The following is a 21976-nucleotide window of genomic DNA, read 5'->3' as shown; positions in this document are numbered from 1 at the left end:
TCAAACTAGAACGATTTTGCCTGCCTGTGCTAGCCTCTACTTGCATCAGGGGGGAGAAATGCTTTGGCCGATCGGGAAAATCGCAGGCCGCTGAAAACGCGGCAAGCGGGCTGGGCGCAGGCGCTTGCCCGCGCGCTGGGCAGCGCCGGGCTTTCCCCCAATGCGATCTCCACCATCGGCATTATCTTCGCCGCGGCGGGCGCATGGGCGTTTCTGCAGGCGGGTGAGAGCCGGTGGCTGTGGCTGGGCGGCGCGCTGGGCATTCAATTGCGCCTGCTGGCCAATATGCTCGACGGGCTGGTGGCGGTGGAAGGCGGAAGGAAAAGCGCCACCGGGCCATTGTTCAACGAATTGCCGGACCGGGTGGAGGATGCGCTGCTGCTGATCGGCGCGGGCTATGCCAGCGGCGTGGCGGAGCTGGGGTATGGCGCCACCATACTGGCCTTTGGCACCGCCTATATTCGCGCCAGTGGCGGGGCGCTGGGGCTGGCGCAGGATTTCGTCGGCCCGATGGCCAAGCAGCACCGCATGTTCGTGCTGACATTGGGCGCGCTGATCGCCTGCGCGCTGGACGATGGCGTCGTCATGCAACTGACCCTGTGGCTCATCATCGCCGGATCGGCGGTGACCTGCGTGATCCGTACACAGCGCATCGCCCACCTGCTGAAAGCACAATTCCGATGATCGCAGACGCGGTGGCAGGACTGGTGCGCGAGCTGATCTTTGCGCTCACCCGCTTTCTGGTCGGCGGCCATGCGCGCTGGCGCGGCTGCGGGCCGGAGCCGGTTCAGCGGATCTATTTCGCCAACCATGCCAGCCATCTGGATACGATCATCCTGTGCGCAGCCCTGCCCGTGACCCTGCGCCGCACCACCCATCCGGTGGCGGCGGCGGATTACTGGGGCCGCAATGCGCTCTCCCGCTTTATCGCGCTCAAGGTGCTGCGCGCCGTGCTGGTGGAGCGCGGCGGCAGCCGCGATCCGCTGGCCCCGTTGCGCGATGTGCTGGAAAGCGGCGAATCGCTGATCATCTTTCCCGAAGGCACGCGCCGGAATGAGGCCCTGCCCGCCCCGTTCAAATCGGGCCTGCACCATCTGGCGCGCGATTTTCCCGCAGTGCAGCTGGTGCCGGTCTATCTGGCCAATCTGGCGCGCGCCTATCCCAAGGGGGCGACCCTGCCCGCGCCGATCAGCTGCGTGGCCAATTTCGGCACGCCGATCACGCTGGCGGAGGGCGAGGACAAGCAGGCCTTCCTCGCCCGCGCGCATGATGCCGTGTGCGTCATGGCCGAAGGCGCCGCATCCACAGGAGTGCCCGCATGAGCCCGACGATGATCACCCTGTTCGGCGGCGTGGCGGCGCTGCTGCTGGTGGCCTCCGCCATCGGCTTTGTGCTGTCACGCACAGTGGCGAGCGAGGCCGGTCGCGCCACGGTCGATAATCTCAACGCGCGGATCAAGGCGTGGTGGATGATGATTGCGATCTTCGCGGTGGCCTTCGCCTTCGGCAAGATCGTCACCATCGTGCTGTTCGCGCTGGTGAGCTTTTATTGCCTGCGCGAGTTCCTTTCGATCACGCCCACACGGGCGGAGGATCACCGCGCCATCGCCGCGGCGTTCTATCTTTTCATCCCGCTGCAATACTGGCTGATCGCGGCGGAATGGCAGACATTGTTCACCATCCTGATCCCGGTGTGGGCCTTCCTGCTGCTGCCCGTGCTGATCGTGCTGAAGGGGGAGACATCGGATTTCCTCCAGCGCAGCGCGCGCATCCAGTGGGCGCTGATGCTGACGGTGTTCTGCATCAGCCATGCGCCCGCGCTGCTGATCCTGGATATTCCCGGCTTCGATCAGAACTTCCTGCTGCTGTTCTTCCTGATCACCGTGGTGCAGCTGTCGGACGTGCTGCAATATGTGTTCGGCAAGCTTTTCGGCAAACGCAAGGTCGCCCCCAGGGTCAGCCCGGCCAAGACGTGGGAGGGGCTGATCGGCGGCGGCCTGACCGCTTCGGCCATCGGCGCTGGCCTGTGGTGGATCACGCCGTTCACGCCCGTTCAGGCGGCGGGCATGGCGCTGGCCATCGTCACCGCGGGCTTTGTGGGCGGGCTGGTGCTGTCAGCGGTCAAACGCTCACTGGGCGCGAAGGACTGGGGCACGATGATAGAGGGACATGGCGGAGCGATGGACCGGATGGATTCGGTCAGCTTTGCCGCGCCGGTGTTCTTCCACCTGATCAACTACTTCTTCGGCGCGTGAGCCGATGGTGGCGCGGGGCTAGTCCTTGCGGCCCTTCTTCGATCCGAAGAAGCTGCCGCCGCCCAGCACGGTGATGCCGACGAAGAAGCCGAAGTCATACCAGCCGCCCTTGTTGGGCACGGCATAGACGGCGATGTCAGGATCGAACAGCGATCCGATCCACGCCCACGGAAACACGAAGCCGTGCCACAGACCCCACCAGAAACCGGGAACATCCGCGCCCTGCGCCACGCCCGCATCGATCTGGTTGGCGCAGGCGGAGAGGAGCAGCACGAGGCCAGCGGTGGCAACAAGCGTGATGGTACGGCGCGCGGTCATGTCATTCCTCCAAGGTGTATCATAAACATAACACACGTGCGCTGGTCATGCAAAGCTGCGTTGCGCAAACAAAAACGGCGGCAATTGCTGCCGCCGTTTTCGCTTGTCTGGTGGCCTGGCCTTACTGACAAGCCAGACACTCGTCGTAATCGGTCGTCGGCAACTCGTACTTGGAAGGTTCCGCGGTGTTGTCCGCTTCCACGCCGCCGGCGAAACCGGCGCGCTGCACGCTCTTTGAGCGCAGGTAATAGAGCGACTTGATGCCCTTTTCCCATGCCTGGAAGTGCAGCATTGCCAGATCCCATTTGTCCACGTCAGCCGGGATGAACAGGTTGAGGCTCTGCGCCTGATCGATGAACGGCGTGCGGTCGGCGGCGAATTCCAGCAGCCAGCGCTGATCGATCTCGAAGCTGGTCTTGAAGGTGGCCTTTTCCTCCGTGGTGAGGAAATCGAGGTGCTGGACGCTGCCGCCCTTCTCCAGGATCGAGTTCCACACATTGGTGGAATTCTTGCTCTTCTTGTCGAGCAGCTTTTCCAGATAGGGGTTCTTCACCACGAAGCTGCCCGAAAGCGTCTTGTGGGTGTAGATATTGGCCGGGATCGGTTCGATACAGGCGCTGGTGCCGCCGCAGATGATGCTGATCGACGCGGTCGGCGCAATCGCCATCTTGCAGCTGAAACGCTCCATCGCGCCCATTTCCTCGGCATCGGGGCACGGGCCGCGTTCCTTGGCCAGCATCATCGATGCTTCGTTCGCCTTGGCATTGATGTGCTTGAACATCTTCAGGTTCCACACCTTGGACATCGTGCTTTCAAACGCGATGTTCTTGGCCTGGAGGAAGGAGTGGAAGCCCATCACGCCCATGCCGACGGAGCGTTCACGCTCGGCCGAATATTTGGCGCGGGCCATCTCGTCCGGGGCGCGGTCGATATAATCCTGCAGCACATTGTCGAGGAAGCGCATCACGTCCTCGATAAAGTCCTTCTCGCCGTTCCACTCTTCCCATTTTTCCAGGTTGAGCGAGGACAGGCAGCACACAGCCGTGCGATCATTGCCCAGATGGTCAATGCCGGTCGGCAGGGTAATTTCGCTGCACAGGTTGGAGGTCGAAACCTTCAGCCCCAGATCGCGGTGATGCTTGGGCATCATCCGGTTCACCGTGTCGGAGAAGACGATATAGGGCTCACCCGTGGCGAGGCGCGTTTCCACCAGCTTCTGGAACAGGCTGCGCGCATCCACGGTGGCGCGGACCGATCCGTCCTTGGGTGACTTGAGGTCAAACTTCTCGCCCGCGCGGACCGCTTCCATGAATTCATCGGTCAGCAGCACGCCGTGGTGCAGGTTGAGCGCCTTGCGGTTGAAATCGCCCGATGGCTTGCGGATTTCGAGGAACTCCTCGATCTCCGGGTGGCTCACATCCAGATAGCAGGCAGCCGAACCGCGCCGCAGCGAGCCTTGCGAAATCGCCAGGGTGAGCGAATCCATCACCCGCACGAAGGGGATGATGCCGCTGGTCTTGCCGTTCAGGCCAACCGGCTCGCCAATGCCGCGCACATGGCCCCAATAAGTGCCGATGCCGCCACCGCGAGAAGCCAGCCAGACATTCTCGTTCCACGTGCCGACAATGCCTTCCAGGCTGTCCGACACGGAATTGAGATAGCAGGAGATCGGCAGGCCGCGCCCGGTGCCGCCATTGGAAAGCACCGGCGTGGCGGGCATGAACCACAGGTTGGAAATATAGTCATACAGGCGCTGCGCATGGGCCTGATCATCAGCGTAGGCATCGGCCACGCGGGCGAACAGGTCCTGATAGGTTTCACCCGGCAGCAGGTAGCGATCGTCCAGCGTCGCCTTGCCGAATTCGGTCAGATTGGCATCGCGCGCGGGATCGGTAGCGATCTCGAACCGGCGTGCATTGACGGTCTTGGAATCGCTTTGCGGCGCGGCCCCGGCCTTTGCGGCCTGCGCCAGCGCACCGGCCACGGCATCGGCGGCAGCCTGTGCCACCAGCTCGTCACTGCCTGCATCCTGCTTGTCCATTGCCACTGCCTTTTCGGACTTGTCGACGACCTTACCGGCAACATCGGCACCGGCCGACTTTGCTTCCGTCCTGGTTTCGGGGGTTGGCGCGCTTGCTGTAAAATCGAGGCCCATTGCCGCTTCGTCCGTGTTCCTGAATTCCATAATTGCGCCCGTCCCGATCTAAATGCTCATCCGGTCCTGTCCTGGACCACCCCGATGTTTCGCCCGATGTTCCGCATGTGTTCGAATCGGCGGGAGTTGCCCCATCCTATCCGTTTCCACGCGTCGGCAGAGAAAAACTTATCCCCCGCCTGCCCACAGGCAGCGGTGAAAGGGAGACCGGAACCGAAAGAATCCTGATGCCTGGCGCGCCCTGGCGCCTGCACTGGAAATCTAGGTATTGTGGGTATCCCTTACAACCCTGCCACAACCCATAGTGAATCGGACTGAATTGCGGCGCAAGTGGGTTCAGACAGTTTTACCGCCCCCTGGACTGCAAATTCATACGTGTCCTACACACACAACACACCGCGACGCGTGGAAGAAACTCGGCTCGCGCGGGGCGCAAGCCCCAAAATCGATCTGCGGAAAAAAATCTGTGCAGTTTCCCGATCGGGATTCAAAAGAATCGCGCGCCGCAACAATGCTGCGCCGTGGTGGTGTTCCATGACCACAGGATCCGCGAAACACCGGGTATCCGCGAAACACTGGGTATGCGCGAAACACTGGACCGCAGAGCCGCCTTGGGACACAAAGCGCCAGGATCGCATGCTGGAGCAACAAGGACGCACAGATGATCTCATTGCTGAAAGCGATTCCCATCGGAATCTTCTTCACCCTGCTGATAGCCCTGTTCATGGGTTCGGGCGGCACAACCGGCGGGCAGCTGAACATTCGCAGCTTCGATGTGGACATCGCAATGCTCGGTCTCGATTTCAAACTCTACTGGTCATGGATGCTGTTCCTTGGCGGAACCTTCCTGTTCTGGGTGCTGATATTCATGATGGGCGATTGAAATCGCTGCAATTTCGATCAATGCCCCGCCAGAAAATACCACATGGGAGAGAGACATGAGCGCCTATATCATCGCCACCTATGACGTGACCGATCCGGAAGGCTTTGCCGCCTATGGTCCATCTGTGGGTCCGACACTTGCCGGGACAGGCGTAGAAGTGCTGGCCATTGATCCGGCCTCCACAGCGATTGAGGGTGATCCGCCCAAGACGACCGTCGTGCTGAAATTCCCCGACGCCGCCGCCGCGCGCGCCTGGTACGATTCGCCTGAATACAGCGCGATCAAGCATCTGCGGACCGACAATAGCAAGGGCCGCATGGTGCTGGTCCAAGGGTTCGTGCCGCCAGCGGGTTAAGGGATGCTGGTCAGGGGAGCCTAAGGCACCAGCACCGTATCCTTCGCCTCCGCGGCGGTCTGCGGATAATCGAGCGTGTAGTGCAGCCCGCGGCTTTCGTGGCGGGCCAGCGCGCTCTTGACGATCAGCTCGGCGCTCTGGTGCAGGTTGCGCAGTTCGATCAGGTCGGTGGTCACGCGGAAGTGGCCGTAATAATCCTCGATCTCGCCGCCCAGCATGGCGATGCGGTGCGCCGCGCGCTCCAGCCGCTTGGTGGTGCGGACAATGCCGACATAGTTCCACATGAAGCGGCGGATCTCGGTCCAGTTCTGCTTGATCACCACCTCTTCATCCGAATCGGTGACGCGGCTTTCATCCCACTCGTGGATCGCGGGCGGAGCGGTGAAGCTGTCCCAGCTGGCGAGAATGTCCTTTGCCGCAGCATCGCCGAACACAAAGCATTCCAGCAGCGAGTTGGAGGCGAGGCGATTGGCCCCGTGCAGGCCGCTTTCGGTGCATTCGCCCGCCGCGTAAAGCCCGGGCAGATCGGTCCGCCCGTTGAGGTCAATCAGCACGCCGCCGCAGGTATAATGCTGCGCCGGCACAACCGGGATCGGGCCGGTGGTCATGTCGATCCCCAGCCCCAGCAGCTTTTCATGGATGGTGGGGAAGTGCTCGCGCACGAACTCCGCCGGCTGGTGGCTGATATCCAGATGGACGAAATCGAGGCCATAGCGCTTGATCTGGTCATCGATGGCGCGGGCGACCACGTCGCGCGGGGCCAGCTCCATCCGCTCGGGATCGTAATCCGCCATGAAGCGGTGGCCGGTTTCAGGATGCAGCAGGTGCCCGCCCTCGCCGCGCACGGCCTCCGTGATCAGGAAGTTCTTGACCTCCAGATTATACAGGCAGGTGGGGTGGAACTGCATCATCTCCATGTTGGAGACACGCGCACCGGCTCGCCAGGCCATGGCAATGCCATCTCCCGTGGCGCCGCGCGGCGCGGTGGAGAACTGGTAGACGCGTCCCGCCCCGCCCGCCGCCATCACCGTGGCGCGCGCGGTATAGGCTTCCACCTTGCCGGTGGCGGTATCCAGCGCATAGGCGCCCCACACCCGGCCGGAGCCTGAATATTTCAGCTCGTTCCGGCCGGTGATCAGGTCCACGCAGGTGCGATCGGGCAGCAGGGTGATGTTGGGATTTTCCTCTGCCGCCTTCAGCAGCGCGGCCTGTACCGCCCAGCCGGTGGCATCGTTGACGTGCACGATCCGGCGGTGCGAATGGCCGCCTTCGCGGGTGAGGTGCAGGTCCTTGCCCTCGGCATTGAACGGCACGCCCAGTTCCACCAGCCGGGCAATTGCTGCGGGAGCCTGGCCGATGACGAATTCCACCGTCTCCAGATCGTTCAGGCCCGCGCCTGCCACCATCGTATCGCGGATGTGATCCTCGAACGTGTCGCCGGTATCGAGCACGGCGGCGATCCCGCCCTGCGCCCATGCGGTGGAGCCGGAGTTGAGCGTGCCCTTGGCCAGCACCAGCACCTTCAGCCGCGTCGCCAGAGACAATGCAGCCGTCAGCCCGGCAGCACCAGAGCCGATTACGAGGACGTCATAAGCCTTGCCAGTCATGATGCGGACATGGCCTTAAGTGGGGACTTGGGCAAGTATGGACCTTTAGCGTATGTCGCTCAGGCGGCCTGTTCGCTGAGCGCCAGCCGCTGACGCCGCGCCCGCAGGGCCGCGCGCAGGAAGCTGGTGATCGGCAGTTCCACCATCCGGTACACCGCCACGCCAAATACCGATGCCGCCACAATCGCCAGCGGCACCAGTGCCACGCCCGGCAGATGCGGGGCCACATACCAGGCGATGAACTGCATCACGAAGATATGCGTGAGGTAGATGCTGTAGGACGCATCGCCCAGCAGCGCGGGCAGCTTCCAGTGCGGCAGGCGGCCATCGAGCGATCGGGCGCCCAGGACGATCAGCATTGCCGGGACCAGCACCGCCGCGACAACGCTGTCTGTGGCATATGGCACCAGCGCCATCATCGCCAGGCCAAGCGGCGCGCAGATTACCGGCAGGCGCAGGTTGAAATGCGCCATCGCCATCCCGCCAGCGAACAGCGCCAGCAGCGGATTTGCCAGGAATGCCGCCTGCGGTGGCAGCGGCAGCAGGCTGGCCAGCGCGGCATAGGCCAGCAGCATCGCGCAGGCCGCATACAGCCGCCATTGCTGCGGCACGAACAGCGCGGCGGCAAAGATCAGATAGAAGAACATCTCGAAATTGAGCGACCAGCCCACCGCCAGCACTGGCGGGCGCGCCATGGGCAAGACCGGATCAAGCAGGAATACAAAGGCGAGCGAGGGGATCAGCCGGTCGGGCGCTAGATCGCTCCACAGCAGGCCCCATGCCAGGGTCGCCAGCCAGTACAGCGGCACGATGCGGATCAGGCGGCGCATCAGGAATTCGCCCGCCCCGATGTCGCGCCCGGTGGTGGAAACCACCATCACGAAGCCGGAAATGACGAAGAAGATGGCCACCCCGTGCCTGAGCCATTCGACCGCCCGCATGTCCGCCACGGGCACGATGCCATAGCCGAAGCAATGGCAGGCAACCACCATCAGCGCGGCCAGCGCGCGCAGGTAATGGATCGAATACTGGTGTTGCTGGGCAGGCGCGTCCATCCGCCGGTCATGCAAGCAAAGTGATAAATATCCGGTTTAGGAGGCCCACTTCTCAGGCCTTCACCGCCTCCACCACGCTGACTGCGGACGCAGTGGGGACCACGCGGGTCATCCTGAAGCCGCTTGCGGCCAGCAAGTGCTCATATTCACCCGGCGTGCGTTCGGCGCCGCCTGGGCCGACCAGCATCATCATGTCCAACACCTTGCCCGGATGCGGCTCATCGCTTTCGGGCAGCACCATCTCCACCAGCAGCAACCGGCCATCGTCGTGCATGGCCGCGTGGCAATGGCCAAGGATGGTGGCGCATTCCTGCTCATCCCAATCGTGGATGATGTGCGACATCAGATAGGCATCATGGCCCGTGGGCACACCGTCAAAGAAGCTGCCGCCGACAATCGAAACGCGGTCCGTCACGCCGAACTTGCCCAGCAGCGCGGGCGCATCGGCCACCACATGCGGCAGGTCATACAGCACGCCATGCAGGCCTTCATGGCGCGAGAGGATATGGCCAAGCATATTGCCCGATGCCCCGCCCACATCGACCAGCGATCCGATGCCCGAGAAATCATAGGCGGCAGCCACCGCAGGCGGCTCCTTCCCGTGAATGCCGACCATCGTTTCGGAGAACATCTCCGCCATGCCGGGCACTTGCTGGATATGTTCGAACAGGCCCTTGCCATAGTGCTTCTCGAAACCCGGCTCCCCCGTGGTGAGCGAGTAATCGAGGTTTTCCCATGACGGGCTGACCAGCTTGCCGATCAGGCTGATCACGGTGGATCGGGCGGAACCGGGCGCGCCGGTCTTCAGCGCCTCTCCCATTTCGGTCAGGCTATAGGTGTGCGGGCCGACCGTTTCGACCAGCCCCATCCCTGTCAGCGTGCGCATGAAGCGGCGAAAGCTGGGCTGGTGCATGCCATATTCGGCGCACAGATCATCTGCCGTGCGCGGCGCGCCGGAAAACCTGTCTGCCAGCCCCATTTCCGCAGTCTGCCGCAGGATCTGGCTGGTCCAGTACCCCCAGGCGATATCCATCAGTTGCGCGGCGGCAGGCGGTGTTTCCAGATCATTGTCATTCATGCGAATCCTCCCCCAAGGTTCGCGACCCGGAGGAAGTCTACGCCTGTTGAGCGAAATGTAACGCGAAAAGCCGGGCGGCTGCCCAGCCTTGCCCCGGCCTTGCCTCAGCCCTGCCTCAGCCCTGCCTCAGCCCTGCCTCAGCCCTGCCCCACCTGGCTGGTCAGCTGCACGAACACGTCTTCCAGATCGGCTTCGCGGGTGGTCACATCGTCCACCGTAAAGCCCTGTTCCTGCAATTTGGCGAGCACCTGTCCGGCGGTCATCTCGGACTTGTCATAGGTGACTTCGATCACCCGTTCGCCCGCCTTCACGCATTTGCGGAAGCGCGGATCGTGCGGCAGGTCGGTGATGTCGGCATCGACCGTGACCGCCACGATCTTCTCACCCATCATGCCCACCAGTTCGCGGGTGGGCTTGTTGGTGATCAGCTCACCGTGGTTGATGATGGCGATGCGGTCACACAATTGCTCCGCCTCCTCCAGGTAATGGGTGGTCAGCACCACGGTCACGCCCTGATCGTTGAGATCGCCCACCAGTTCCCACAGCTGGCGGCGCAGTTCCACGTCCACGCCTGCCGTCGGCTCATCCAGCACCAGGATCGGCGGCGAATGGACCATCGCCTTGGCGATCAGCAGGCGGCGCTTCATCCCGCCAGACAATGTGCGGGCATAGGCATCGCGCTTGTCTTCCAGCCGCACCGCGCGCAGCAGTTCCTCCGACCGGCGCAGAGACTTGGCGATGCCGTACATGCCGCCCTGATTCTCCAGCACCTCGAACGGGGTGAAGAACGGATCGAAGACGATTTCCTGCGGCACGATGCCGATGCAGGTCTTGGCGTTGCGGTGATCCCGGTCGATATCGTGGCCCCAGATCCTGATCGATCCGCTGGTCTTGTTGACCAACCCGGCCATGATGTTGATCAGCGTGGATTTGCCCGCGCCATTGGGGCCGAGCAGGCCGAACACGCCGCCTTGCGGCACATCGAAGGAAAGCCCCTTCAGCGCCAGCTTGGGCTCTGCCTTGTTGCTGCTGGCATATTGCTTGACGACGTCACGAATTTCGATCGCCGGGGAGTTATCTGGTGTTGTGTCAGGCATGGGGCATCCATTGGCCGCTTGCGGCGCGCAGGTAAAGTCCCCCCGGTTTGCAGCGCCGATCGGGCAGCAGCGATATTGCCTGAATCATGCTGACGATATAGGGCGTGTGCCCATGGACAATGCACCCGAAACCACACTGGTCGATACCCCGCGCGTCAGCTGCGATGGCGCTGGCGAAATTCGCGGCGGCACCGGCTATCGCCCCGCCGCCCTGGGCCATCCGCGCGTGTATATGCAGATCGACGAGAAGGGCTTTGTCGATTGCGGATATTGCGACCGGCGATTCATCCTCAAGGGCGGCCCGGCGGATATCACGGCTGGCAAGCAGGCGGCCTGATCCCGAAGGGTCTTCGGGCGATTTTCCCATCGATTCCGGTCAGCCTGTGTTAAGTAGCGATATGAGACTTTGTCCCATCTAGGGAGAATGACGATGAAAAAGCTTCTTACACTTGCAGCCGCCAGCGCCGCATTGGCCCTGGGCGCAACTGCGGCACAGGCTGAAACCCGCCAGGAACGCGGCGAAACGCGCCTTGCTGAAATGCTCGAAGGCTATGAAGCCGGCGAATCGCAGAGCTGCATCACCACCTTCCGTTCCAATGATCTGCAGGTCATCCCGTATGTCGGGCTGGTCTATGACGCCGGGGACACGATCTACGTCGCCCGCGCTGTCAGGCCGGAACGCCTGCGCGATACCGATGTGCCTATCATCGAACGCTTTGGCAGCCAGTTGTGCCGGACCGACGTGATCCGCACGATGGATCGCTATTCGCAGTTCGTGACCGGCGCCTTGTTCCTCGAAGATTTCGTGGCCTACAACAAGGTCGATCGCGGCTGATCCAGACAGGTGGCTGCCGGGCAAAGAGGCTGGGCAGCCAACCTGCTGCACCTGTGGTTCCACCAGCTGGACCCGCAAGACTGGTGGGGCGGATCGGACAAGGCCACCGCCATCCTGCGCAATGGCTTTGAACGCTGGCTGACAGCGCTGCAAAACCGCCCCGATCATGAATTCCTGTCCGATCCGCACACCGCGCTGGCTGCCGTGCTGCTGTTCGATCAACTCCCCCGCAACCTCTATTCCGGCAGCGCCAAGGCGTTTGCCTTTGATGCCAAGGCGCGCGCGCTGACCCGCGCCGTGCTGGCGCGCGGGTGGGACAGTGGGCTGACACCGGCCCAGCGCCAGTTCCTGGCCCTGCCGCTGATGCACAGCGAGCAGATGGCCGACCAGCTGCTCGCTGTGCGCTATTACACGCAGCTTGGCCCGCGTTTTGGCATGCAGTTCGCGCGCGACCACCATGCCATAATCGCCCGCTTTGGCCGCTTTCCCCACCGCAATGAAGCTCTGGGCCGCACCAGCACTGCGGCGGAAATACGCGCGGTGAAGGCAGGCTTTGCCTGGTAGGGTGAATGGCCAGAGCGGCCCGGCCATTTACTTTTCATCCCGGCGGTGCCTAATCTGCGGTGAGGGCAGCCATTGAGACTTGCCCCGAGGAATATGCGGGGGATGGAACGATGAAATATGCCGTGTGGCTGCTCAGGCTGGGATTTGCCGCGTGGCTGGTGCCCGCAGGCCTCAACCATTTCTATCCGCTGTTCTACCAGCCGTATGGCAATGTGCCTGAAAGCACGGCGCTGATGACCGCGCTGATCGATTCCAGGCTGTTCGCGCTGGTCAAGGCCGTGGAGCTGTTTGCCGGGATCTGCCTGATAACCGGCTGGCGCGTGCCGCTGGCGCTGGTGATGCTGCTGCCCGTCTCGTTCAACGTGTGGTACTGGGATGTGCCGTTGCAGGGCTGGGGCTCCGTTTCGGCCTATTATGGCTGGGCAGTGCTGGGCGCGAACCTGCTGTTGTGCCTCGCCTATATCCGCACCTACCTGCCCGTGCTGGCGATGCGCACGACGCCGCGCCTGCCCGGCTCACCCATGCTTTCAGGAGACGGCGCATGAACCGCCTGCTGCTGCCTGCCCGGCTGGTGTTCGGCCTGATCATGCTCGCCAACGGGCTGAGCCATTTCTTCGGACAATTCCTGCCGATGCCCACCGGCACCATGCCGCTGGCCGTGCAATTGATGGAAGCGTTGCAATTCAGTGAGCTGATCAATGTCGCCATGGGCATCCAGCTGGTGGCGGGTGCGCTGGTGCTGGCCGGGCTGTTCATGCCGCTGGCGCTGGCGGCAGTGATGCCGGTCAACGTCTGCGCGCTGTACTGGGCGCTGGTGCTGGAACGCGATCCGCTGTGGGCGCTGGTGGCCGTCATCGTGGTGGGGCTGAATGCGCTGCTGATGCTGGCGCATATGGATCATTACCGGCCGATGCTGGAGCGCCGCCCGCTTGCTGCGGGAGAGGGCGCTGAAAACGGCGAGTATTACGAATCGCTCTACGCCAATCCCGCCGGGCAGACCGCGCCGCGCAAGTTTGCGCTGGCGCTGCTGCCGCTGCTGGGCGCGGCGGCCTTCTTCCAGTTGATAGTGCCGGCCGTGTTCGCCTTCTTTTGCCTCGTGGTGTTGCTCTGGCCCGCCACCGTGCTGCTGCTGCGCACGGCACAAAGCGTGGTGGCCAGGGGCTGAGACCGGTTTGAGGTCTTGGGCCGGGGGCTGCACCTGCGCTAGGAGCAGGGAATGACCAGCGAACCCATCTTGATCCTCACCACCGGCGGCACGATCGACAAGCAGTATTTTGACGCGCTGAGCGAATATCAGGTGGGTGAAAGCACCGTGGGCATGCTGCTGCGCATTGGCCGCGTGGCGCATCCGTTCAGGATCGAGGAAGTGCTGCGCAAGGACAGCCTGGAGCTGACCGATGATGACCGCGCGCTGATCGCCGCGCGCGCCGCCGCCGCGCCCGAAAGCCGCATCGTCATCACCCACGGCACTGACACCATGACCGACACCGCCGGCGCGCTCGCCGCCATTCCCGGCAAGACCATGGTCCTGACCGGAGCGCTCGCCCCCGCCCGCTTCACTGAAAGCGACGCCGCCTTCAACCTGGGCCTGGCCTTCGCCGCCGCCCAGACCTGCGCGCCGGGCGTCTACATCGCCATGAGCGGACAGGTGTTTGACGGGCTACGGGTGAAGAAGGACCGCGAGGCTGGGCGGTTTGTACAGATCGAATAATAAGAGCCCTTGAATGGATTCGACCTAGTGAATCTGTGTCGTAATCACCAACAGATGTAATACTAAACTTCACTATTCCCAAACCGTGTGCAACTTGCTTCCCCATAGGATATGCACGGATTGAAACCTTCTTGCAGCAATCTCTGTTGCCGACTTAAACTGCTCTTCGATCTGCTGCCCTTCGGATCCGTAATCGCTCTCGTTTAGATAGATAATCAAGGAGCAATTAGGGGCATAAGGCTTTTCTGCTTTCTTTGCCGCCGCTCGTTTCAAGAGAGTGTAAGTAGTCGAAGCGGTGAGCCATTGTTCAGATGGATGCTCTCTCAGCACGGTCTGACCAGCACTATGCGCCTCCAAATCTTCACGATACTCATCGCCCCGACGTCGAGGTAACATCGCTTCAGTTGCTTCGAAATGTCGGGTTAAACTGCCAAAGCGCGCCGCGAAATCAGGGAACGGCTCAGGATGCAAGAGCCTGACTTGATCAGCTTTGCTCAGTTTACCAAATTCAGCAGCGATCCAAGCATCACGCCAAAACTGTGTGCCATGCTCAATCATAGGAGAAAACCTTCCTAATTCGAGACGGCACTCCATAACTAGATTGGAAAAGACGTCTGGGCCCTGCCATTCAGACAGGCGCAAGCGCCATTCTGATTTTAAGTCTGCAGACACCTCATTCCCACTCAATCGTGCCTGGTGGCTTTGACGTGTAGTCATAGACCACGCGGTTGATGCCTTGCACTTCGTTGACGATGCGGGTGGCGCAGCCGGTGAGGAAGTGGGCGTCGAAGGGGTAGACGTCGGCGGTCATGCCGTCGGTGCTGGTCACGGCGCGCAGGCCGCAGACGTTGTCGTATGTGCGATAGTCGCCCATCACGCCCACGGTCTTGACCGGCAGCAGCACGGCGAAGGCCTGCCAGATCGCGTCATACAGGCCGGCCTTGCGGATCTCGTCCAGATAGATGGCATCGGCCTTGCGCAAGATATCGCAGCGTTCCTTGGTCACTTCGCCCGGAATACGGATGGCGAGGCCGGGGCCGGGGAACGGGTGGCGGCCAACGAACAGGTCGTTGAGGCCCAGTTCGCGGCCCAGTTCGCGCACCTCATCCTTGAACAGTTCGCGCAAGGGTTCGACCAGCTGCATGTTCATGCGTTCGGGCAGACCGCCGACATTGTGGTGGCTCTTGATCGTCACCGAAGGCCCGCCGGTGAAGGATACGCTCTCGATCACATCGGGATAGAGCGTGCCCTGGGCGAGGAAATCTGCCCCGCCGATGCGGGCCGCCTCCTCCTCGAACACGGCGATGAATTCTCCGCCGATGAACTTGCGCTTCTTTTCCGGGTCGGTCTCACCCGCAAGGCCCGCCATGAAGCGATCCTCCGCATCCACCACCACCAGCGGGATGTTGTAATGGTCGCGGAACAGGCTCTCCACCTGTTCGCGCTCATTCAGGCGCAGCAGGCCGTGATCGACGAACACGCAGGTCAGCTGGTCCCCGATCGCCTCATGAATCAGGATTGCCGCGACCGAGCTGTCGACCCCGCCGGACAGGCCGCAGATGACCTTTCCATCTCCCACCTGCTCCCGGATCTGGGCCACCTTTGTCTCGCGATAGGCGGCCATGGTCCAGTCACCCGCCAGCCCGCAGACATGGCGCACGAAATTGGCGATCAGCTTTCCGCCATCGGGCGTGTGCACCACTTCGGGGTGGAACTGCGTGCCGTAGAACTTGCGCTTCTCATCCGCGATCACCGCGAAGGGCGCACCGTCAGATATCGCGACAATCTCGAATCCGTCGGCAAAGCGGGTGACCTTGTCGCCATGGCTCATCCACACCTGATGGCGCTCGCCCACGTTCCACAACCCGTCAAACAGCGCGCATTCCTTTGTCACGGTCAGGAAAGCGCGGCCAAATTCGCCCCCTTCGCCGGTTTCGTGTCCGGGGCGCACTTCGCCGCCCAGCTGGTGGCTCATCACCTGCTGGCCATAGCAGATGCCCAGAATCGGCACGCCGGCTGCGAACAGCAATTTAGGCGCGCGCGGCGATCCTTCATCGGGAACACTTGCGGGTGAGCCTGACAGGATGATGCCCTTGGGCTTCATCCGGTGGAACGCTTCCTCTGCCAGCGTGAAGGGGGCGATTTCGGAATAGACGCCCGCCTCGCGCACGCGGCGCGCGATCAGCTGGGTCACCTGACTGCCGAAATCGACGATCAGGATGGAATCGGGAAGAAGGGCGCTTTGAGAATCTGTTGGGTTCATGCCGGATCGCTAGCCCCCAAGGCCCGCGCCTGTCCAGCGGCGCGGATGCACAGACCACAATTGCCTGCCGGACATTTGGCCGGGCGGATCTCCATGCTCAGCCGCGAATATTTCAGTTTCATGAGAAACGTCGTTGAAAAATGCGCAACACGTGTGGCTCTTTTCGCATTTGCACAATTCTATGCTGCAATGCACAACAGTGGTGCAGCAAGAGGGCAGGAAGGCCCGGGACAGGACCTGAAAGCAGATCGACCCTTTTGATTGGAGTTCACATCATGAAGACCATTATCATGTCTGCCGCCGCGCTCGCCGCCGCCCTGCTGGGCGCAGCACCCGCCGCCGCACAGACCGTGCAGATCATCGTCACCAGCAATCCGGCGCATCGTGCGTCGCAAGAGGCTCCCGCCTCCCTGGACAGGCTGGCTGAAATCGCAGTGGAAAATGCCTGCGAGAAGCCTTTCATCCGTAACCTCAAGGGCTGGGAACTCTACGCCGCCTGCATCGCCGATGCGCGCCAGCAAGTGGAAGCCCAGCTGGCCCAGCGCAACACCGCCGCCAATCTGGCAGTGGCCCTGCGCTGATCGGCCCACGAATAGTCGGCAGGCCCGGCCGGGTTACTCCTCTCCCAACCCCGCCTGGCCTGTCGGCTACAAGATGGATGCGTCTCGCGAAATCACTGTTGCAAAATACGCAACACTTGTCGAATTTTTCGCATTTGTATTATTTAATTACGCGCCCCATTTGGCCCCCCGAAGGCGAATCCCCCCTCCCGTTCGCCAATCAGGAGTTTCACAATGCGCAATCTTGCAACCATCGTCCTCGCCTCTCTCGCCTCCGTAGCGATCAGCGCCACCATGCTGAACGCTATCCTGGTCTGACCTGAAGCGAGCCGCACACCCTCTCCCTCCCCCCTTCAAGGAGATCCATCATGATCAATCTTCTCAAGCGTTTGCTGAAGTCCTACCTCGAAAGCGTAGGCCGCCTGCCCTATCCGGCAGTGTGGATGGCCTGAGCCGGCCCAACAGCTGACCAGTAAAGCGGCCGCCCCTCACCGGGCGGCCGTTTGCGTTTGGGCGCGGGTCAGACGCAGGTCCCAGGCCAAACCCGCCGTCCCCTTGCGCGTAAACTTGTGGAGTAGTGTCACACCAGCTTCCTTTTACGCCCTGCGATTCCTATATAATGAGCATGACGGAAACACCTGAAACTCCCGCGGAAATTTCTGCCGAAACTCCGGCCAGCAACACCAAGCGCATGGGCGAGTATGGCGCCGAAAGTATCAAGGTTCTCAAGGGCCTGGATGCGGTGCGCAAACGCCCCGGCATGTATATCGGCGATACCGACGATGGCTCCGGCCTGCACCACATGGTGTTCGAAGTGTCGGACAACGCCATTGACGAGGCGCTGGCGGGCCACTGCGACCTGGTGCTGATAGAGCTGAATCCCGATGGATCGGTGTCCGTGGAAGATAATGGCCGCGGAATTCCGGTGGGTATCCACAAGGAAGAAGGCGTCTCCGCCGCAGAAGTCATCATGACCCAGCTGCACGCGGGCGGCAAATTCGACAACACCAATGACGAGAACGCCTACAAGGTTTCAGGCGGCCTGCACGGCGTGGGCGTCTCGGTCGTCAACGCCCTGTCGGAATGGCTGGAACTGGTGGTGTGGCGCGATGGCAAGGAACATTACATCCGCTTTGAACACGGCGACGCCGTATCCCCGCTGGTCATTCGCGCCGATGCGCCCAGGGTTGACGGCAATGCGGATGACAATGGCTTCAAGAAGGGCACGCGCGTTACCTTCATGGCCTCCAGCGAAACGTTCAAGAACGTGCTGGAATATGATTTCGACAAGCTGGAGCATCGCTACCGCGAGCTGGCCTTCCTCAATTCCGGCGTACGCATCCTGATCCGCGACAATCGCGGAGAGGAGCCGCTGGAGCATGACCTGTTCTACGAAGGCGGCATCGCGGCTTTCGTGAAATATCTCGACCGCAACAAGCAGCCGCTGGTGCCCGAACCCATCTCCGTCTCGGCGGAGAAGGAAGGCATCGGCATCGATGTCGCGCTGGAATGGAACGACAGCTATTACGAAAACGTGCTGTGTTTCACCAACAACATCCCGCAGCGCGATGGCGGCACGCATCTGGCCGCATTCCGTTCTGCGCTGACCCGCACGATCAACAATTATGCCGATAGCTCGGGCCTGCTGAAGAAGGAAAAGGTCTCGCTTTCGGGTGAGGACATGCGCGAAGGGCTGACCGCCATCGTATCGGTCAAGCTGCCCGATCCCAAGTTCTCCAGCCAGACCAAGGACAAGCTGGTCTCCTCCGAAGTGCGCCAGCCGCTGGAAAGCCTGATGGGTGAGAAGATGAGCGAATGGCTGGAGGAAAACCCCGCCGACGCCAAATCCATCATCCAGAAGGTGATCGATGCCGCCGCCGCGCGCGAGGCCGCCAAGCGCGCCCGCGAGATGAGCCGCAAGGGCGCGATGAGCATCGCCAGCCTGCCCGGCAAGCTGGCTGACTGCCAGGAACGCGATCCCGCCAAGTCCGAATTGTTCCTGGTGGAGGGCGATTCCGCTGGCGGCAGCGCCAAGCAGGGCCGTGACCGCAAGACGCAGGCGATCCTGCCGCTGAAGGGCAAGATCCTCAACGTGGAGCGCGCGCGGCTGGACCGGATCATCTCCTCCAAGGAAGTGGGCACGCTGATCCAGGCGATGGGCACCGGCATTCGCGAGGAATTCAACCTTGAGAAGCTGCGCTATCACAAGATCGTGATCATGACCGACGCCGACGTCGACGGCGCGCATATCCGCACGCTGCTGCTCACCTTCTTCCACCGGCAGATGCCCGCGATTGTGGAAGCCGGGCATTTGTTCATCGCTCAGCCGCCTTTGTACAAGGTCGCCAAGGGCCGCAGCGAGGTTTACCTGAAGGACCAGCCCGCGCTCGATCGCTATCTGGTGGAAGCCGGATTGCAGGGCCGCGTTCTGGAAACGGCAGGCGGCGCGCGCAGCGGGGCCGATCTGGCAGAGCTGGTGGAGCAGGCCCTGCGCCTCAAGAACACGCTCGCCTTCGTACCGCGCAAATATAACTACAATGTGGTGGAAGCGATGGCGCTGAACGGCGCGTTCGAGCCCGGGCTGACGCTGGACCAACGTGCCGAGCGGCTGGATGCCTGCGCCGCCCATCTGCAAATGGGCGACAGCGAGGCCCGCTGGTCCGCGCGCATTGCCGAAGATGGCCACGTGCGCTTTGACCGCGTGTGGCGCGGCGTGACCGATGTCCACCTGATCGAAGCCAAGTTCCTCGAAAGCGGCGAAGCGCGCCGCCTGCATGCCCGTGCCGGCGATCAGGGCGGCGTGTTCACCACGCCCGTGCGGCTGGTGCGTTCCAGCGCGGCAGAGCCGGAGCCGGTGGAGGAAGTGGCCGCAGACGAGGACGGCACCGAGGCCGAAACCGCCGTGGTGGCGGGCGATGGTGCAATCACCCTGGCAACCCAGCTGGTGGATGCAGTGATGGCCGCGGGCCGCAAGGGCCTCTCCATTCAGCGCTACAAGGGTCTGGGCGAAATGAACGCCGACCAGCTGTGGGAAACCACGCTCGACCCCGATGTGCGCATCCTGCTGCAGGTAAAGGTGGAAGACGCCGACGTTACGGACGAAATCTTCACCCGCCTGATGGGCGACGTGGTCGAACCGCGGCGCGAGTTCATTCAGGACAATGCGCTGAACGTGGCCAATCTGGACGTTTGATTCAGCTACGTCTGGGGCGCGCCCTCACTCGTTACCCGGTATTGCGTCCACCATGGCGGGATCGGCGCTTTCCAGCTCCTCGCGGGCATTCTCTCGCGCTTCTTGCGTATAGGCGGGCGCGTCCTGCAACGGCTCGAACCGCTCTGTCTGCAGGCACAGTGTCGCGATCAGCGGATAATGGTCGGAGCCGACACCCTGCCCGGTCTCGAACCGCATGACGCCGAAATCCTCGGTGTGAAACAGATGGTCGAGCGGCCAGCGCATGGCCGGATTGGTGGCATCGAAGCTGGCGAAGAAGCCGCGGCCAATACGCGGATCGACCATCTCGCCCACGCGCTGGAACGTCTCGCTCACACGTGACCACGGCACATCGTTGAAATCGCCCATCACCAGAGTGGGGCGCCCAGAATCGCGCACCAGATCGGCCAGCAGCACCAGCTCGGCATCCCGCTGGCCGCTGTCCTGCCCCGGACGTGGGGGAAGCGGATGGACGGCAAAGAAGGTGGGGCGCAGGCCGCTGCCCATCTCCACCCGCGCGCGGATCAGCGGCGTATCGTCACCCGCCAGCTCCAGATGCTCGACCTCGCTCAGCGGCAGGCGTGAATAGAGCGCCATGCCATATTTGTTATCCAGCGGAATCCTGCGCGAATAGGGATAGTCCACCTCCAGCGGGGTGAGTGCATCGATCCATGCCGCATCCACTTCCATCGCCAGGAACACGTCCGGCTGCTCGGTGCGCACCAGCTCCAGCGTACGACCATAATCGCGATTGTCCTGCAGCACGTTGAGCGAGAGCAGGTGCAGGCGCCGCTCCGGCACGCAGTTGATCGCCGGGATCGCCTGCCGATCGGCCAGCGATGAATAGGGAAAGACCTGATACAGCTGGAACGCCAGCGCCACCGTGCCCACCGCCAGCCACCAGCGCGCCTTCGCCCGGCACAGCGCAAACAGACCCGCCATCGCCAGCACCAGCAGCGCGGCGAATTGCAGGCGCGGGAAATCGAAAACCCGAATCCACCAGGCATCGACAGCGACGATCCCGACAAATGTCGCGATGGTCAGCAAGGCAATCATCGCCTTGGTGATACGGATCAGGATGTTGCGCGCCATACTACCTTACCCAAGCCTTGGGCGGCGCGAATGTTCCTGCGCGGTCGGCTTGAGTTTTGAGCTCTGGCGCTCAGCGGAAGAGTGGCTGCCATCCAAGGGCATCCGTGATGGGCACCTGCTCGCAATATGCCGCGAAGGCAGTTTCGATTTCTGCAAGCGACAGGCTGGAGCCGCGTCCCCTTGCCGGTTGAGGATCGCCTGCGCGAACTGCAATGAAGTGAAGATCTTCGCTGCCTTCGCGCTTCTCAAGGACAAAACCGTCATCGGCCCAGGCGGTTTGCAGATAGTGCCCATCATCGAAGGAAAGGATAGCAAAGCCATCTTCATCCTCCGCAATCCGGCACAGCATGTCGCGCACCGCATTGGGGGAGACATTATCAAACACTTCCTCACCCGAAAAATCGAGGTGCATCGGCACCGCTGTTTGTGCAGGAAAAGCGACTGAAGACTTCGGTGGTTTCGGAACCTTTGCCGCAGGGTTTACCGTCCGACGCAGAAATCTGATCAGGGGCTCAGCATCCCGGCGCGACTTGTTTGCAAACCAGAATGACAATCCCACTGAAAAAAATACGAGAGCCAACGCCAGATAGAATACTGGCGCCAGTGTATCAGCACGCCAATGAGCAATCAGTGGGATTGCCGCCATAAGGCAGGCCATGAACGTCATGCCAATCAGGCCATTGAGGTCGGAGCCTGCCCTGCCGCTTATCCGCGTGCCGAAGCCGTCGACTGAAATGCGCGCCAGCACCATTGGCCCGTTTTTATCAAGAGCACTGATCCACAGGCACAGGAAGGGTCCCACGATCCAGCCTCGGGCACCACGCTTGGGATCAAACCAGCTCTTCTTGTTCGCCCGAATTGCGGCCTTCACCGCATCCACTGGCATGTGCGATGCCACCTCAAAATGATCGCCAAATGGTTGGAAAGCCATGGCCTCG

At 62.2% G+C, this 21976-nt stretch carries 23 protein-coding genes; 13 read left to right on the top strand and 10 right to left on the bottom strand.

Annotation, left to right across the window (positions count from 1 at the left end):
* Positions 1 to 63 precede the first annotated feature (63 nt).
* From ABDZ98_RS02130 to ABDZ98_RS02120, 3 genes are read left to right on the top strand one after another with little or no spacing between them, the layout of a single operon-like run.
* Positions 64 to 684 (top strand): CDP-alcohol phosphatidyltransferase family protein, encoded by a 621-nt coding sequence (locus tag ABDZ98_RS02130; RefSeq protein WP_160590536.1) that lies wholly within the window; start codon positions 64 to 66, stop codon positions 682 to 684.
* Complete coding sequence (locus ABDZ98_RS02125; RefSeq protein WP_160590538.1) at positions 681 to 1322, top strand: lysophospholipid acyltransferase family protein; 642 nt, start codon at positions 681 to 683, stop codon at positions 1320 to 1322. The genes ABDZ98_RS02130 and ABDZ98_RS02125 overlap by 4 nt, the downstream gene beginning before the upstream one ends.
* Positions 1319 to 2254 (top strand): phosphatidate cytidylyltransferase, encoded by a 936-nt coding sequence (locus tag ABDZ98_RS02120; protein WP_160590540.1) that lies wholly within the window; start codon positions 1319 to 1321, stop codon positions 2252 to 2254. The genes ABDZ98_RS02125 and ABDZ98_RS02120 overlap by 4 nt, the downstream gene beginning before the upstream one ends.
* Before the next feature lie 18 nt (positions 2255 to 2272).
* On the opposite strand, the gene ABDZ98_RS02115 is transcribed toward ABDZ98_RS02120, so the two are convergent.
* Positions 2273 to 2572: a hypothetical protein gene (locus ABDZ98_RS02115; RefSeq protein ID WP_160590542.1), complete on the bottom strand. Its 300-nt coding sequence runs from the start codon at positions 2570 to 2572 to the stop codon at positions 2273 to 2275.
* A 121-nt stretch (positions 2573 to 2693) separates the two neighbouring features.
* The gene (locus tag ABDZ98_RS02110) at positions 2694 to 4757 is read right to left on the bottom strand and encodes a ribonucleoside-diphosphate reductase subunit alpha (protein WP_160590544.1); all 2064 of its coding nucleotides are present in this window, start codon (positions 4755 to 4757) and stop codon (positions 2694 to 2696) included.
* A 631-nt stretch (positions 4758 to 5388) separates the two neighbouring features.
* Here ABDZ98_RS02110 and ABDZ98_RS02105 point away from each other — a divergent pair.
* Positions 5389 to 5610, top strand: coding sequence for a hypothetical protein (locus ABDZ98_RS02105; RefSeq protein ID WP_202385966.1), 222 nt, complete (start codon positions 5389 to 5391; stop codon positions 5608 to 5610).
* Positions 5611 to 5665: 55 nt separating this feature from the next.
* Positions 5666 to 5965: a DUF1330 domain-containing protein gene (locus ABDZ98_RS02100; RefSeq protein ID WP_160590546.1), complete on the top strand. Its 300-nt coding sequence runs from the start codon at positions 5666 to 5668 to the stop codon at positions 5963 to 5965.
* 20 nt (positions 5966 to 5985) lie between these two features.
* On the opposite strand, the gene nadB is transcribed toward ABDZ98_RS02100, so the two are convergent.
* The 4 genes from nadB to ABDZ98_RS02080 form a co-directional block, all read right to left on the bottom strand.
* On the bottom strand, positions 5986 to 7572 hold the full coding sequence (gene nadB, locus ABDZ98_RS02095; protein WP_160590547.1) for an L-aspartate oxidase: 1587 nt from the start codon (positions 7570 to 7572) through the stop codon (positions 5986 to 5988).
* A gap of 59 nt (positions 7573 to 7631) precedes the next feature.
* Complete coding sequence (locus tag ABDZ98_RS02090) at positions 7632 to 8627, bottom strand: acyltransferase family protein (RefSeq protein ID WP_160590548.1); 996 nt, start codon at positions 8625 to 8627, stop codon at positions 7632 to 7634.
* A 52-nt stretch (positions 8628 to 8679) separates the two neighbouring features.
* Entirely contained in the window at positions 8680 to 9705 is a 1026-nt protein-coding gene (locus tag ABDZ98_RS02085; RefSeq protein ID WP_160590550.1) for a methyltransferase, read from the bottom strand.
* A gap of 137 nt (positions 9706 to 9842) precedes the next feature.
* Entirely contained in the window at positions 9843 to 10802 is a 960-nt protein-coding gene (locus ABDZ98_RS02080; RefSeq protein ID WP_160590552.1) for an ABC transporter ATP-binding protein, read from the bottom strand.
* Positions 10803 to 10914: 112 nt separating this feature from the next.
* On the opposite strand from ABDZ98_RS02080, the gene ABDZ98_RS02075 reads away from it, so the two are divergent.
* From ABDZ98_RS02075 to ABDZ98_RS02050, 6 genes are all read left to right on the top strand, one after another.
* On the top strand, positions 10915 to 11139 hold the full coding sequence (locus ABDZ98_RS02075; RefSeq protein WP_160590554.1) for a zinc-finger domain-containing protein: 225 nt from the start codon (positions 10915 to 10917) through the stop codon (positions 11137 to 11139).
* 93 nt (positions 11140 to 11232) lie between these two features.
* Positions 11233 to 11637, top strand: coding sequence for a hypothetical protein (locus tag ABDZ98_RS02070; RefSeq protein WP_160590555.1), 405 nt, complete (start codon positions 11233 to 11235; stop codon positions 11635 to 11637).
* A gap of 9 nt (positions 11638 to 11646) precedes the next feature.
* Entirely contained in the window at positions 11647 to 12201 is a 555-nt protein-coding gene (locus ABDZ98_RS02065; protein WP_160590556.1) for a DUF924 family protein, read from the top strand.
* 110 nt (positions 12202 to 12311) lie between these two features.
* Positions 12312 to 12746, top strand: a complete 435-nt coding sequence (locus tag ABDZ98_RS02060; protein WP_160590557.1) for a DoxX family protein — start codon at positions 12312 to 12314, stop codon at positions 12744 to 12746.
* Positions 12743 to 13366 (top strand): DoxX family membrane protein, encoded by a 624-nt coding sequence (locus tag ABDZ98_RS02055; protein ID WP_160590558.1) that lies wholly within the window; start codon positions 12743 to 12745, stop codon positions 13364 to 13366. Before ABDZ98_RS02060 ends, ABDZ98_RS02055 begins: the two co-directional genes overlap by 4 nt.
* Before the next feature lie 51 nt (positions 13367 to 13417).
* Positions 13418 to 13912 (top strand): asparaginase domain-containing protein, encoded by a 495-nt coding sequence (locus ABDZ98_RS02050; RefSeq protein WP_160590559.1) that lies wholly within the window; start codon positions 13418 to 13420, stop codon positions 13910 to 13912.
* 72 nt (positions 13913 to 13984) lie between these two features.
* On the opposite strand, the gene ABDZ98_RS02045 is transcribed toward ABDZ98_RS02050, so the two are convergent.
* Both ABDZ98_RS02045 and guaA read right to left on the bottom strand, forming a co-directional pair.
* Positions 13985 to 14470, bottom strand: coding sequence for a hypothetical protein (locus ABDZ98_RS02045; RefSeq protein ID WP_160590560.1), 486 nt, complete (start codon positions 14468 to 14470; stop codon positions 13985 to 13987).
* A gap of 115 nt (positions 14471 to 14585) precedes the next feature.
* Entirely contained in the window at positions 14586 to 16175 is a 1590-nt protein-coding gene (guaA, locus tag ABDZ98_RS02040; protein ID WP_160590561.1) for a glutamine-hydrolyzing GMP synthase, read from the bottom strand.
* Positions 16176 to 16450: 275 nt separating this feature from the next.
* On the opposite strand from guaA, the gene ABDZ98_RS02035 reads away from it, so the two are divergent.
* Entirely contained in the window at positions 16451 to 16756 is a 306-nt protein-coding gene (locus tag ABDZ98_RS02035) for a hypothetical protein (protein ID WP_160590562.1), read from the top strand.
* Between the two features lie 670 nt (positions 16757 to 17426).
* A complete protein-coding gene (gene gyrB / locus ABDZ98_RS02030; protein ID WP_160591083.1) occupies positions 17427 to 19928 on the top strand; it encodes a DNA topoisomerase (ATP-hydrolyzing) subunit B in 2502 nt (833 codons plus the stop codon).
* A 24-nt stretch (positions 19929 to 19952) separates the two neighbouring features.
* Here gyrB and ABDZ98_RS02025 read toward each other — a convergent pair whose 3' ends face one another.
* Positions 19953 to 21038 carry an endonuclease/exonuclease/phosphatase family protein gene (locus ABDZ98_RS02025; protein WP_160590563.1) on the bottom strand — a complete coding sequence of 362 codons (1086 nt, stop codon included), beginning with the start codon at positions 21036 to 21038 and terminating at the stop codon, positions 19953 to 19955.
* Between the two features lie 70 nt (positions 21039 to 21108).
* The gene (locus ABDZ98_RS02020; RefSeq protein ID WP_160590564.1) at positions 21109 to 21969 is read right to left on the bottom strand and encodes a hypothetical protein; all 861 of its coding nucleotides are present in this window, start codon (positions 21967 to 21969) and stop codon (positions 21109 to 21111) included.
* Positions 21970 to 21976: the final 7 nt, after the last annotated feature.

Origin of the sequence: Alteraurantiacibacter aestuarii (genome assembly GCF_039523595.1) — a bacterium.
GTDB classification, from domain to species: Bacteria; Pseudomonadota; Alphaproteobacteria; order Sphingomonadales; family Sphingomonadaceae; genus Alteraurantiacibacter; species Alteraurantiacibacter aestuarii.
The sequence above is the reverse complement of the archived record's forward strand: the minus strand, read 5'-3'. Positions and strand labels throughout refer to the sequence as shown.